Genomic DNA, 13,189 nt, shown 5'->3' with positions numbered 1-13,189 from the left:
GGCGGGCCATCGCGCGATGACCGAACTCCTCAAGAGCACAGGCGACACAGGGGAGTTCACCGCCGTGTTCGCCGGAGACGACATGGTCGCCGCCGGCGCCCTGCGTGCCATCGCCGACGCCGGGATGTGCGTGCCCGACGACATCTCCGTCGTCGGCTACAACGACATCCCGCTCGCCGAGGACTTCAGCCCACCGCTCACCACCGTGCGCACCCCCGCCGAGGAACTCGGCCGGGCAGCCGTACGCATCGCCCTGCGCGACCCCGAGCACGCCGCGGGCGCCCACCATCTGCTCGGCACCCACATCGTCGTACGCGACAGCGTCTCGCCGCCCCCGCCGGGGCGCGCCCCCAAGTGACGGAGGATCCGCCCCCGTATGACCGCGCCGCATGTGTCGCTTCCCGACCCGACGCACCTTTCCCACCTTCCACAGCTGCCCTCCCTCGACCCCGTCGGCTCGCCCGTCACCGGCTGGACCCGCGCCCACTGGGAGACGATCGCCGACCGCCTTCTGGACGGTCTGCTGCCGTACGCGTCAAAGGAGCTGGCGCACTACCGGCTGCCCGGCCGGGCCAGCCACTCCGGAGACTGGTCGGACGGCCTGGAGGGTTACGCGCGTTCCTTTCTGCTCGCCGCCTTCCGCATCGCCGGCTCCGGCGGACAGGTCTCCGAGGCCCTGATCGAGCGGTACACGGCCGGGCTCGCCGCGGGCACCGACCCGGACGGCGCCGACCGCTGGCCGCCCATCACCGACCGGGCCCAGCCGATGGTCGAGGCCGCGTCCATCGCGATCGCGCTGCACGAGAGCCGCCCCTGGATCTGGGACAAGCTCGACGACCCGGTACGCCAGCGGGTCGCCGACTGGCTCGGCGGCTTCGTCGGCGCCCGGGCGAACGACTCCAACTGGCGGCTCTTCCAGGTCATCGCGGAGGAGTTCCTCGCCTCCGTGGACGCCCCGCACAGTCGCGCCGACATCGACGGCGGGCTCGCGCGCCTGGAGGACTGGTACCGGGGCGGCGGCTGGTACACCGACGGCGACGGCCGCAAGTTCGACTACTACAACGCATGGGCCCTGCACCTGTATCCGGTCCTGTGGGCCCGGATGGCCGGACCGCGCGCGGACCCGGCCCTGGTCACCGCCCACCGCTCCCGCCTGCGTGAATTCCTCGGCGTGTACCAGTACTTCTTCGGCTCCGACGGCGCACCCGTCCACCAGGGCCGCTCGCTGACGTACCGCTTCGCGACGGTCGCCCCGCTGTGGGCCGGAGCGCTCGCGGACGCCACCCCGCTGCCGCCGGGCCGCACCCGGCGCCTCGCCTCCGGCGCGCTGAAGCACTTCGCGGAGCACCAAGTGCCCGACGAGCGGGGGCTGTTGAGTCTCGGCTGGTACCGGCCCTTTCTCCCGGTCACCCAGCGGTACTCGGGGCCCGCCTCGCCGTACTGGGCGAGCAAGGCGTTCCTCGGGCTGCTGCTGCCCGCCGACCATCCCGTGTGGACGACGCCCGAGGAGCCAAGCCCGGTGGACACCGCCGACGCGACGCTGGCACTGCCCGCCCCCGGCTGGCTGCTGCACTCGACGTCGGCCGATGGCATCGTACGACTGGTCAACCACGGCAGCGACCGCCTGCCCCCGCCTCCGGCCGAGGCCGACGACAGCCCGCACTACGCGAAGCTCGCGTACGCGAGCGCGGCGGCCCCCGACACTCCGCCGGACGATCTCACTCTCGGCCCCGACAACCACATCGCACTCCTCACGGCGGACGGCACGGCGGCCTCCCAGCGGGGCCGGATCCATCCCTTCGGCGTGAGCGGACGGCATGCGGCGTCCTGGCACCGCGCCGTCCTCCCGGACACCGACGAGGGGCATCGCATCGAGACGACCAGCGTGGTGCACGGTCCCTGGGAGGTACGGGTCCATCGCGTCGAAGGGCCGCACGGAGCGGTCGTACGCGAAGGGGGGTGGGCCGTGGCCGACGACAGCGGGCCGTTGGAGGAGGCGATGGGGGAGGGCTGGGCGCTGGCGCGACGACCGGGGGACGGGCTGACGAGCGCGATCGTCGCGCTGCACGGGTGGGAGGCGGCCGAGGGTGCGGTTACGCACGCCAGGGGCGTCAACGCCTATGGCGAGTACTCGGCCACGCCTTGCCTCCGGCTGCCCTTCCACCCGGGTCGCAGCCACCTTCTCGTCAGCCTCGTCGTCCTCAGCGCCGATCCCGAACGGCCTTGTGAACCAAGGGAGTTGAGGGTGCAGACGGACGTCCGGATCACTCCTGAGGGCAGGGTCCTGATCCGTTTTCCGGACGGCACTCAGGAGGAAGTTCCGCAAGCGGCGGGAAACGTCCGATGAGCCCCGAGACGCGCAACAGCCGGTGGATGCTGGGCTGATCGGAGACGAGACGCAGGCTGCCGCCGCGCTCCTTCGCGCGGCGCTCGGCCCGGCACAGCGCGCGCAGGCCCGAGCAGTCGAGGAAGTCGACGGACCGCAGGTCCACCAGGACCTGCGGCACGGGACGGGAGGTCGCGGCGTCCAGATGCTCGGTCAGGGCGTCGACCGCCGCCATGTCGATCTCGCCGCGCACCACGACCACGGTGAACGGACCGCTCACCCGGCTGTGGGCGTACGGGTTCACTGCGGGGAGACCGGAGTAGTACGCCGCACTGCCCTCGGGCAGCTGCGCGGCACGGTCATTGGTTTCCGGCGGCATGTCGGGCTCCACCTCGTGCAGGGGAGGGCGCGCTTGATCCAGGCAGTTACCCGGTAGGTCGGGAACCATCCCCGCCACGCCGACCGTAAGATCCAATCTCACCCGAACTGATGAATCTTGGGCGTGACCATTGACTTTAGGGGTCAGGTTACAGGCGGCCCGCAGATTGTGCCCCCGACGGAACGCCGGGAGCTTAATGCATATGATGTGCAGGTGCGTGACTACTGCATAAAGACGGCCACCCCCGACGACCTGGACGGCGCGCGGTCCGTCATGCTCGACACCGTCTACCGCGACTTCGGCACCGGCTACGTACCGCGCTGGCATCGCGACATCGTCGATCTCGACCACGCCTATGTCGCGCCCGCCCGGCACACCCTGCTCGTCGCAGTCGACGAGCGGGACGGCACGGTCGTCGCGACCGGCGCGCTCGACTCCCGCGGACCGGCCCATCCGCCCAACCCGCGCCATCTCGCCGAGCGTTACCCCTCGGGGGAGACCGCCCAGCTGCGCCGTGTGTACGTGCGTCCCGGGCATCGACGGCGGGGCCTGGCCCGGCAGTTGGTCGACGAGCTGCTGAACTTCGCGGCGGCGGACGGCGGTTACCGCTCCGTCTATCTGCACACGGATCCGGCGGTGCCGGGCGCCGAGGCGTTCTGGCGCTCGCTGGGCAAGGCGGTGCTCGACGAGCGCGAGGAACCCGGCGGCGGCCAGAGGATCGTGCACTTCGAGGTCCCGCTGCCCTGACGGAAACACCCTTCGCTCCCAGCGTCCCCCCACGAAGAAAGAGACCATGCACTCTCTGCCTCGCCGTCGGTTCCTCGCCGGCCTGCTGCTCGCCCCTCTGCTCACCGGCTGCTTCGCCTCCGACAGCGGGGAAGCCTCCGGCGCCTCGGACGGCTCCCGGCTACGGGTCGCGCTCGCCTTCCCGCCCGCCGAGAACTACTCCCCGTACGGCGCCGACGCCACCCTCCTCAGCCGCCTCGGCGTCACGGAGGGGCTGACCCGACTCGACGCCAACGGCACGGCGGTCCCCGCGCTCGCCGAGTCGTGGAGCCGTGAGAGCGACCGGAGCTGGCTGTTCACCCTGCGCGAGGCGGCCTTCCAGGACGGCACCGAGGTCACTCCGAAGGCCGTCGCCGCCTCCCTCACCCGGGCCACCCGCGCCAAGCCCGTGACCGCCGCACTGTCCGGAGTCGAGCTGACCGCCGAGGCCGCGGACAGCGGACGGGTACGGGTCACCACTGCCGCCCCGGATCCCGTACTGCCACTGCGTCTGTCGAGCCCCGGTCTGGCCGTGCTGTCGGCCAAGGCGTACGCGAAGAAGGACGCCGTCAGCCCGGTCGGCACCGCCACCGGACCCTTCGAGTTCACCAAGGTCACCGGCACCACCGCGGCCACCCTGAACCGCTTCGACGACTACTGGGGCGGCCGGGCGCAGGCCTCCGGGATCGACGCGAAGTTCATCGCCGACGGCACGGCCCGTACGAACGCGCTGCGCACCGGTGAGACCGACATCGCCGAGGCCGTCCCGGTCTCGCAGGCCGCCTCCCTGGACAAGGCGATCCGCCGCGACACGGCTACCACGCGCACCACGAGTCTCCTGCTCAACACCAAGTCCGGGCCCTTCAAGGATCCGAAGACACGGGCCGCCGCCCGCGAGGCGATCGACACCTCCGCCTTCGCCAAGGGCGTGTACGAGGGGTACGCCGATCCCGGCGCCGGTATCTACGGGCCTGCCCTGACCTGGGCTGCCGACAAGCGAGCCAAGCCGGTCGGGCGGGCCGAGGCCGGGGGCGCCGAGGGGACTTCGGTCACCGTGGCGACGTACGACAACCGGCCCGAACTGCCCGAGGCCGCTCAGGTGCTCAAGCAGCAGCTCGAACGGGCCGGATTCAAGGTCGAGTTGGAGGTGCGGGAGTACTCACGGCTCGAAAGCGACGCCCTGGCAGGGAAGTTCGACGCGGTCGTCTCCGCCCGCAACACCATGCTCGACACCGGCGACCCCGTCTCCGTCCTCGCCAGCGACTTCACCTGCGACGGCAGCTACAACCTGCCGCTGCTGTGCGACAAGACGGTCGACAAGGCCGTCGCCACGGCGGAGTCGATCACCGACACCGCGAAGCGGCAGGACGCGTCGATGGCCGCGGAGGCGGCGGTCCTCGGCACGGACGCGGTGGTGCCGCTCGTGCATCAGCGGATCATCACCGGCGTCGGCGCCGAGGTGAGCGGTGTGCAGCTCGACCCGTACGAGCGCGGTCTCGTCGGGCTCGGGACGCGGCGCTGACGGGCGGCGGAGTACGTGACTGTCGTACGGGGGCTCGTGCCGCTGTGGCGTGCCGTGCTCGTCGGTGCGCTGCTGTGCGGGGTCGGGCTGCTGCCGTGGCTGTCGCGCACCGATCCGGCGCTCACCGTGCTCAAGGCACGGTCCGCGGAACGCGACCCCACGCCCGAGGCACTGGAGGCCGTTCGGTCCCAACTCGGCCTGGACGCGGGGCCGTTGCATCTGCTCGGGAGCTGGCTCGGTGGGCTGCTGCGCGGTGACGCGGGCCGGTCGTGGATCTCCGGGGCGGAGGTCACGCCCGCGGTCCTCCAGGCGCTCGGGGTCTCGCTGCTGCTGATGGCCGGGGCACTGGCCGTCGCGGTGGTCACGGCGGGCGCCGTGTGCGCGCGGACGCTGTGGCTCGGGGCGCGGCGGGAACTCGCCGGGCGTCCGTCAGCAGGAACCGGCTCGGCGCTCCTGTCCACGCTGCCGGACTTTTTGACCGCGTCCGTGCTGGCCGCCGTCGTCGGCGTACAACTCGGCTGGCTGCCCGCGCTCGGCTGGTACGGGCCCCAGTGGATGGTGCTGCCCGCGCTGTCGCTCGGCCTGCCCGCGGGCGCGCTGCTCGGGCGGCTGCTCGACGACATGCTGCCGGGCGCGTTCGCCGAGCCCTGGGCGCTGGCGGCCGCCGCGCGCGGAGTCCGCGGCCGGAGCATCGCCCGGCAGGCACTGCGCCGCTGCGTGCCCGGACTGCTGCCGAACTTCGGGCTGTTCGTCGTCGGCCTGACCGGCGGCGCCGTCGCCGTGGAGCAGATCTTCGACATCCCCGGGCTCGGACGGCTGAGCCTGCAGGCCGCGATCGCGCAGGACCTGCCCGTACTCCAGGCCGGCACCCTCGCCCTCGTCCTCCTCGCGGCGGCAGCCGGAGGCCTCGCCCGGCTCGTGGCACGGCTCCTCGTCGGACCGGCCCTGCGCGACGGCGCGCTCTCCTCGCTGCACCGCCCGACGCCGTCCCGGCCCACGGCACTGCCTCTCCTCTACGGCGGACTGCTGCTCGCCGTTATCGCACTCGGACTGGCCCGGGACCCGCAGAAGCTGGACACCACGGCACGGCTCCAACCGCCTTCCTGGGCGCGCCCGTTCGGCACGGACGCGCTCGGCCGCGATGTGCTGGCCCGGGTCGGACACGGCGCGCTGGACACGCTGGCCCTGGCCGTCGCGGTGAGCGCGGCGGCGTTCGTGCTGGGTGTCGTACTGGGGCTGCTGCCACGGCTGTCCGGACCGTTGCTCGACACGGTCAACGCCGTACCGCCGGTCCTCGCGGGCCTCCTCGTCGCCGGAGTCGCGGGGAGCGGCGCCTCCACTCCGGCCCTCGCCGTGGCCGCCGTCGCCTGGGCGCCCCTCTCCGCCCACACCTCGGCCCTGCTCCAACAAGAGCGCGCCACCACCCACTTGACCGCCACCCGAGGCCTCGGAGCAGGACGGCTCTACCTCCTCCGTCACGAACTCCTCCCCGCCGTCCTGCCCCCGGTCATCCGCCACGCCCTCCTGCGTCTGCCGGGCGTGGCCCTCGCCCTCGCGGCCCTCGGCTTCCTCGGCCTGGGCGCCCAACCGCCGTCCCCCGAATGGGGGTTGCTCCTCGCCGAGAACCAGCCGTACGCCGAACGCGCCCCCTGGGCCGTCCTGGCCCCGGCCGCCGTGCTCGCCCTGCTGGGGGCGGTGGCGGTGACGGCCGGGGGAGGGGTGCGGTGGCCCGGCCGAGCGCGACGCCGACGCTCCGTGAAGTCACTGGCCGCGCAGCCACCAGCCACACCCTGGTCCTCGCCCGCCGCACAGCAACCCGCCACCACCGCAATCAAGGAGTCCCGATGACCCGGCAACCCACCGAGCAGGCCAAGGCGGCGGACCGGCCGACCGGTGCCGCCGCCGGTACTTCGCGCCTGCGCACCTGGAGCAGGCTGAACCCGCTGCTACGCCTGCTGATCCTCACCCAACTCGCCTTCAACGTAGGCTTCTACGCCGTTCTGCCCTTCCTCGCCGAACACCTGGGCACCGCGATCGGCATGGCAGGCTGGATGGTCGGACTCGTCCTGGGTCTGAGGACCTTCAGCCAGCAGGGCCTGTTCGTGGTGGGCGGCGCGCTGGCCGACCGCTACGGCGTACGGCCCGTGGTGCTCGCGGGCTGTGCCCTGCGCATCGCCGGGTTCGCGTGGCTCGGGTACGCGGACGAGACCTGGGCGGTCATCGGGGCCGTACTGCTGATCGGTTTCGCCGCCGCGTTGTTCTCGCCAGCCGTCGAGTCGGAGGTCGCCCGTCAGGCCGTGGTGTGGGAGGAGGCGGGCGGTGGCTCCCGTACGAGCGTGCTCGCGCTGTTCACGGTGGCCGGGCAGGCCGGGGCGTTCGTCGGTCCGTTCCTCGGTGCGCTGCTGCTCGGGGTGGACTTCCGGGTGGCGTGCCTCGCGGGAGCGGGGGTCTTCGTCCTCGTCCTGGCCGGGCATCTCCGGCTGCTGCCCCAGCACATCCCGGGGCGGCAGCGGGTCGCCGTCAAGGGCGGGGCCCACGTCCTCGTACGCAACCGCCGCTTCCTGGCGCTGTGTTGTGCGTACGGCGCCTACCTGCTGGCGTACAACCAGCTGTATCTGATCCTCCCCGACGAGGTGGAGCGGGCGGCGGGCTCGCAGGCGCCGCTGGCGTGGCTGTTCGCGCTGTCCTCGCTGCTCGTCGTGACCGCCCAACTGCCCGTCACCCGCTGGGCCGGGGACCGGCTCGACCTGCGCCGGTCCATGGCCGCGGGGCTGCTGCTGATCGCCGCCGGGTTCGCGGTGGTGGCCGCGGCGCGGCCCGCCGGGTGGACGGGCAACGCCGGGCTGCTGCCCGCGGCGGGCTTCGTCGTGCTGCTCACGCTCGGCCAGATGCTCGTCGCGCCCGCCGCCCGCGCCTGGGTGCCGGATCTCGCCGAGGACGGCAGGCTCGGCCTCTACATGGGTGCCCTGTCCTCCGTCTCCGGCCTGATAGTCCTGATCGGCAGCGCGGGCACCGGCTCACTGCTCGACGTGGGCCTGCCGCCCGCCGTGCCCTGGCTGGTCCTCGCCGCGATCCCCGTCGCGTCCGTCGCCCTGCTGCCTCGTCACTCGCAGTCGTCGTAGGGCCCGAAGTTCACGCGCCGGGCGGTTCTCAGAAGAGTGGCCAGTTACGCAGGGCGGCGTCGGCCAGCTCCTGAAGTTCATCGCGGCCGACACCGCTCGCGGCTTGTACGGCGATGCCGTAGGCGAAGGTGGTGACGTAGCGGGCCAGTAGCCCCGGATCGGTCTGCGGAGGCAGGTCGCCGTCGTCGACGGCGCGCTGGAACCGCTCTCGGACGCAGGAGTAGCCGTTGTCGCGCCAGGCGACGAGGAGGTCACGGACTTCCCGCCCGGAGTCGCTGACGGTCAGGGCGCCCTGGACGCCCAGGCACCCGTGGGGATGGGCCGGGCGGGTGGTGGTTCGAACGGTGCCGGCCAGGATCGCGGTGGCGACGCCGAGGGCGGTCGGCTCCTCCAGGGCCCGGGGCAGGTATCCGCTCGGGCCTTCGGTGTAGCGCTCCAGAACCTTGCGGAACAGCTTTTCCTTGTTGCCGAAGGCTGCGTACATGCTGGTGGTGGAGATGCCCATCGCGTTCGTCAGGCAGGCCGTGCTGGCCCCCTCGTAGCCGTGCTCCCAGAAGACCAGCATGGCGCGCTCGAGGGCTTCGTCGGCGTCGAATCCTCGCGGTCGGCCGACAGGGCCGTTCTGTTTGGTCTCCACCCCCGCAGCCTACCTTTTCTGCAGCGATCGCTGCAGAAATGCTAACGTTCGACTTCTGCAGCGATCGCTGCAGAAGTCGAAGGAGCTACTCACGTGGGATTACTTGAGGGAAAGACCGCTCTCGTCACCGGGGGCAGCGCCGGAATCGGCCTGGCCAGTGCCGTCCGGCTGGCAGCCGAGGGCGCACACGTGTTCATCACCGGCCGACGCAAGACCGAACTCGACGCGGCCGTCGAAGTGATCGGTTCAGCGGCTACCGCGGTGACCGGCGACATCTCGAACCTGGCCGACCTGGACCGGCTCTACGAGACGATCCGCAGCCGGGGACGGGGCCTGGACGTGCTGTTCGCGAATGCCTCCGTCGCCTCGCTCGTGCCGCTTGAGCAGGTCACCGAGGAGCACTTCGACACCCTCTTCGCTATCAACGTCCGGGGCACGCTGTTCACCGTTCAGAAGGCGCTGCCCCTGCTCAACGACGGCGCCTCGGTCATCTTGAACGGCTCTACCAACGTGGACGTCGGCGATGAGGCGCTCGGCGTGTACGCGGCGACCAAGGCCGCCACCCGATCGTTCTCCCGAACCTGGGCCAACGAACTCAAGGGACGCGGCATCCGGGTCAACACCATCACGCCCGGCCCGACCGATACCCCTGCACTGTCGGCGCTCACTCCCGCCCCGGAGCAGTTCAAGCAGCAACTGGCTACGCGTGTGCCGCTGGGCCGGCTCGGGCGCCCGGAGGAGATCGCCGCCGCCGTGACCTTCCTCGCCTCTGAGCAGAGCAGCTTCATCACCGGTTCGAGCCTGTACGTCGACGGCGGCCTGAACCAGATCTGAGTTCCACGACCGCACATCCGGCGAGGACGGCGGCGCCCGGCCGGCCCGGCTCGCTATCCCGTTGGAGCCCCGATCCGGGGCTGCCGTACAGAGGAGAGACGCATGACCGTCACACTGATCACCGGGGCCAACAAGGGCATCGGTTTCGAGACAGCCAAACAACTTCTGGAGTTGGGCCACGTTGTCTACATCGGCGCGCGTGACGTCGAGCGAGGTGAAAAGGCCGCGGCAGCGCTTGGCGCACGATTCGTGCAGCTCGACGTGACCGACGACGTGTCGGTGAGCAGCGCGCTGGCGACAATTGACTCGGCTGAGGGCCGGCTCGACGTTCTGGTGAACAACGCGGGCATCCTCGGGAACGAATTCCTCGACGGTCCCACGGCTCTCCGAGTTTTCGACACCAACGCGGTGGGAGTCGTGCGGGTCACGGAGGCGGCGCTTCCCCTGCTGCGCAAATCATCGAACCCTGTCGTGGTTACCGTTTCGAGCAGCCTCGGGTCATTCTGGGCAGTGAACAACCCCGACCGGCCGGAGTTCAACGTGCCGCTTGCGCTCTACTCTGCGTCCAAGTCGGCAGCGACCATGCTGACGGTCCAGTACGCCAAGTCCCAGCCGGGCATCAAGTTCAACGCACTTGAGCCCGGCACCACCGCCACCGATATGACCGCGGCCTTCGGAATCGGAAGGCCAGTGGAAGAGAGCGCCAGAACTGTCGTGCGTCTGGCAACTCTCGACGCGGACGGTCCGACAGGAACTCTCCAAGACGAAACCGGGGAATTGCGCTGGTAGGCGTGTAGGAACGATCGAGGGGCGGCGCGACTGCGCTGCCCCTCGATCGCCGGGCGTCAGTAGCCGACCTGGAAGGTCGCGTCGGCCCGTTCGCTCGCCGTCGAGACGGGATCGATCCGCAGGACGTACCCGGAGTGCCTGATGTAGCGCGTCGGGAAGTTGTGCGAGCGGAACGACGCCCAGGTGGAGTCGGCCAGCCCGGCGGTCCGGTGGAACGTCGCGTCCTGCGCGAACGCCGTCGTGCCGTCGTTCACGTCGAGGCGCAGGTTGTAGCTGTAGTGCCGCAGGTAGCGGGTGGGGTGGCTGACGGACTGGAAGGAGACCCCCGACGAGTCCGCCAGGCCCGGCACCAGCTTCCACTGCGAGTCGGCGTACGGGTCGATCGGGTACGGGTCGATCCTGCCGACGTAGCCGCTGTGCCGGACGTAACGGTCCGGGTAGTTGTACGACTTGAGCCGGTTCCAGGCCGGTGCCCCGTAGCGCGCGACGAGGTTGTCGTACTCGGCTCCCGTGATCGCCGCGATCGTGCCGTGCTTGGAGTTGAGGGGTTGCGTGTAGAGCCGCTGGTCGACGGGAGTCCACGTACCGGAGGCCAGGTTGCTCGTCTGCCAGGCGTAGAAGACACCGTTGGGTGTGTAGGTGTCGCCCCAGAGCCACCAGGTGCTGGACGTGTGGGACTTCACCAGGATCGGCGCTTCCGTGCCGCCGTGCGCGACCGGCGTACTGAACTTGGTGAAGCTGCCGGGATTGAGGGAGGTGGACCGTGCCCCCACCAGCGTCTGGTTCTCCTTGTAGTAGAGGTAGTTGACGCCGTTCACGCCCACGGCCAGGTTGCCGTCGATGACGTCGTACCCGGGGTCGAAGAACACCTGCGGGTTGGCCGTCGTCCGGAAGTCGGTCGTGTAGCTGACCATGATCACGTTGTGGCCGCTGCTGTTCACCGAGGAGTAGAGGATCCCGTACCGGCCGCGCGAGGCGTCCCAGTACGCCTCCGGCGCCCAGCTGTGGGTGTTGGTCATGTCATGCAGCTTCAGCAGCCGGTAGCCGGTGAAGGTGCGCAGGTCCGTGGAGTCCCAGACGTGGATGTTGACGCTGGTGCGGTTCCAGTCGGTGCCCTGGAGGTCGGTCGCCAGGACGACGAAGGTGCCGTCCTGCTTGCGCATGATGAACGGGTCGCGCAGGCCGAGGGCACCTTGGGTGGGCGTCGCCACCGGGTTGTTCTGGTTCAGCGGCAGCCACTGGAGGCCGTCGGTGCTGACGGCGAGGTGGAGACCGTAGTCGGTGCCCGCGCCGAGGTTGGTCGACTCGGTGAAGTACCCCATCACGTACGACGGCCCGGTCGCCGCGCTCGCGCTCCCGGCGCCGAGACTGAGAGCGCCGGTCATGGCCACCGGGACGGTGGCGGCCATCCCGAGGAAGAGCCGACGGGAGGGCCCGCTCACGTCCGAGGGTCTGTTCACGTCAGGCTCCATTCCTGGGAAGTGTGGTCGAAATGCCGAACATGGATCGGCAATCCGAACGACCGGGCGCGCTGAACGTAGAACCGAGTGAGGGGGAAGTCAACGGATGTGACAGAGATGGCTGTTGTGGCCTGTCGCCTCAGGGCCGGATTCCAGCACGGCGGGAAGGTCGGCGCTTCTCCCGCGTCACTCCGGTCCGCGCCAGGGGCGCAGCCGGGGCCACCAGCCGGGCACCGCGTCCCGGTAGCGCTCGTACTCCTCGCCGAACTGCCGCGAGAGCGCCGGCTCCTCGTACCCCCTCGCGAAAGCCCACATCCCCAGCCCGGCGAGCGTGCCGTAGACGAACAACACCGGCCGCGCCAGCAGCAGTGCCTGACCCGCGATGACGGCGACGACCGCCACGTACATCGGATTGCGCATGTGCCGGTAGAGCCCGCCCACGACGAGGTGCTCGGTGGGCGCGACGGGGGCGGGCGTGCCCAGCCCCTCCACTACGAACCGTACGAACGCGGACAGCAGCACCACCGCACCCGCCACCAGCAGCACGATTCCCAGCCCTCGCAGGGGTGGCCACCAGTCCCCGGCCCGCCACCCCGTCAGCCACCACGGCACCAGTACGGCCACCGTGCCGGGCGCGAGTGCGAAGAACAGCGAACTGCCGACAGCCGCCGCGGATCTGCGCATACCGTCACCATGGGCGCCGCACGACGGCTTGTGAACCCTCGCGGAGTCGTTTCGCTCTGTCAGGCCATCCGGCCTGGTGGGTCGCGTCCCGCGAGGTGGTGTAAGCGATCATGCGCTTCGCCTTCCAGTACCTGGCTCGCGATGATCTCTCCGTTGGCGCGGCACGCGAAGTGGCCCGGTCAGGCGCCGGGAGTGCCTCAGTCGAAGGTTGAGTGATCGTTTAGGGCTGACTGTCTGGGCGGACGTCCCTTAGCTGACACAGCCTGACCGCCCGGTGAATCCTGCCCGGCGTATCAGAAGGGCAGGCCCCGCAGGTCCACGCTGATGGCGGGATGAGGCAGGCCGGCCAGGTCGTAGATCATGGTGGACAGTGGCGAGGTCCGCGCGCCGCCGGGCTGCCGGACGGTGACGGGCACGGAAAGCCGGCTCCATCCCAGCCGTGTGTAGAGCGGGACCAGGTCCGGGCGGCAGAGCAGAAGCATCGTCTCGGCGCCGGCCGCTCGTGCGTGCTCGACCGCCACGCTGATCACCGTCCGGGCGATGCCCTGGCCTCGATGGGCGGGGTGCACCAGCACACCGCCCAGCCCCGCGGCGCGGCGCGGCAATCCGTCGAAGGCCATGTCCCGCAGCAGCCATCCCGCGGAAGCCACCGGCCGGCCTCCGCAGACAGC

At 70.9% G+C, this 13,189-nt stretch carries 13 protein-coding genes; 8 read left to right on the top strand and 5 right to left on the bottom strand.

What is annotated here, in order from left to right:
• Both IEZ21_RS48160 and IEZ21_RS41575 read left to right on the top strand, forming a co-directional pair.
• The coding region (locus IEZ21_RS48160) for a substrate-binding domain-containing protein (protein WP_246568735.1) at window positions 1-358 on the top strand (358 nt) is incomplete at its 5' end.
• A gap of 18 nt (window positions 359-376) precedes the next feature.
• Window positions 377-2,347 carry a DUF2264 domain-containing protein gene (locus IEZ21_RS41575; protein ID WP_189327012.1) on the top strand — a complete coding sequence of 657 codons (1,971 nt, stop codon included), beginning with the start codon at window positions 377-379 and terminating at the stop codon, window positions 2,345-2,347.
• Here IEZ21_RS41575 and IEZ21_RS41570 read toward each other — a convergent pair.
• Window positions 2,265-2,705 (bottom strand): STAS domain-containing protein, encoded by a 441-nt coding sequence (locus IEZ21_RS41570; RefSeq protein ID WP_189327011.1) that lies wholly within the window; start codon window positions 2,703-2,705, stop codon window positions 2,265-2,267. The two genes, IEZ21_RS41575 and IEZ21_RS41570, sit on opposite strands and share 83 nt — an antisense overlap.
• Window positions 2,706-2,918: 213 nt before the next feature.
• On the opposite strand from IEZ21_RS41570, the gene IEZ21_RS41565 reads away from it, so the two are divergent.
• The 4 genes from IEZ21_RS41565 to IEZ21_RS41550 are packed head-to-tail and all read left to right on the top strand — an operon-like array spanning window position 2,919 to window position 8,114.
• A complete protein-coding gene (locus IEZ21_RS41565; RefSeq protein ID WP_189327010.1) occupies window positions 2,919-3,452 on the top strand; it encodes a GNAT family N-acetyltransferase in 534 nt (177 codons plus the stop codon).
• 46 nt (window positions 3,453-3,498) lie between these two features.
• Window positions 3,499-4,992, top strand: coding sequence for an ABC transporter substrate-binding protein (locus IEZ21_RS41560; protein ID WP_189327009.1), 1,494 nt, complete (start codon window positions 3,499-3,501; stop codon window positions 4,990-4,992).
• 15 nt (window positions 4,993-5,007) lie between these two features.
• Window positions 5,008-6,840 (top strand): ABC transporter permease subunit, encoded by a 1,833-nt coding sequence (locus IEZ21_RS41555; RefSeq protein WP_246568733.1) that lies wholly within the window; start codon window positions 5,008-5,010, stop codon window positions 6,838-6,840.
• Window positions 6,837-8,114, top strand: a complete 1,278-nt coding sequence (locus IEZ21_RS41550; RefSeq protein WP_189327008.1) for an MDR family MFS transporter — start codon at window positions 6,837-6,839, stop codon at window positions 8,112-8,114. Before IEZ21_RS41555 ends, IEZ21_RS41550 begins: the two co-directional genes overlap by 4 nt.
• 28 nt (window positions 8,115-8,142) lie before the next feature.
• Here IEZ21_RS41550 and IEZ21_RS41545 read toward each other — a convergent pair whose 3' ends face one another.
• Window positions 8,143-8,751, bottom strand: a complete 609-nt coding sequence (locus IEZ21_RS41545; RefSeq protein ID WP_189327007.1) for a TetR/AcrR family transcriptional regulator — start codon at window positions 8,749-8,751, stop codon at window positions 8,143-8,145.
• 93 nt (window positions 8,752-8,844) lie between these two features.
• On the opposite strand from IEZ21_RS41545, the gene IEZ21_RS41540 reads away from it, so the two are divergent.
• Complete coding sequence (locus IEZ21_RS41540; RefSeq protein WP_189327006.1) at window positions 8,845-9,585, top strand: SDR family NAD(P)-dependent oxidoreductase; 741 nt, start codon at window positions 8,845-8,847, stop codon at window positions 9,583-9,585.
• Between the two features lie 102 nt (window positions 9,586-9,687).
• Entirely contained in the window at window positions 9,688-10,374 is a 687-nt protein-coding gene (locus IEZ21_RS41535; protein WP_189327005.1) for an SDR family NAD(P)-dependent oxidoreductase, read from the top strand.
• A gap of 56 nt (window positions 10,375-10,430) precedes the next feature.
• Here the strand turns inward: IEZ21_RS41535 and IEZ21_RS41530 are convergent, their stop codons facing one another.
• The 3 genes from IEZ21_RS41530 to IEZ21_RS41520 form a co-directional block, all read right to left on the bottom strand.
• A complete protein-coding gene (locus IEZ21_RS41530; RefSeq protein ID WP_189327004.1) occupies window positions 10,431-11,846 on the bottom strand; it encodes a glycoside hydrolase family 43 protein in 1,416 nt (471 codons plus the stop codon).
• A 174-nt stretch (window positions 11,847-12,020) separates the two neighbouring features.
• A complete protein-coding gene (locus tag IEZ21_RS41525; RefSeq protein ID WP_189327003.1) occupies window positions 12,021-12,518 on the bottom strand; it encodes a methyltransferase family protein in 498 nt (165 codons plus the stop codon).
• A gap of 293 nt (window positions 12,519-12,811) precedes the next feature.
• On the bottom strand, window positions 12,812-13,189 hold a 378-nt coding region (locus IEZ21_RS41520; protein WP_189327002.1), incomplete at its 5' end, for a GNAT family N-acetyltransferase.

Origin of the sequence: Streptomyces flaveus (assembly GCF_014647675.1) — a bacterium.
GTDB classification, from domain to species: domain Bacteria; phylum Actinomycetota; class Actinomycetes; order Streptomycetales; family Streptomycetaceae; genus Streptomyces; species Streptomyces flaveus.
The sequence above is the reverse complement of the archived record's forward strand: the minus strand, read 5'-3'. Positions and strand labels throughout refer to the sequence as shown.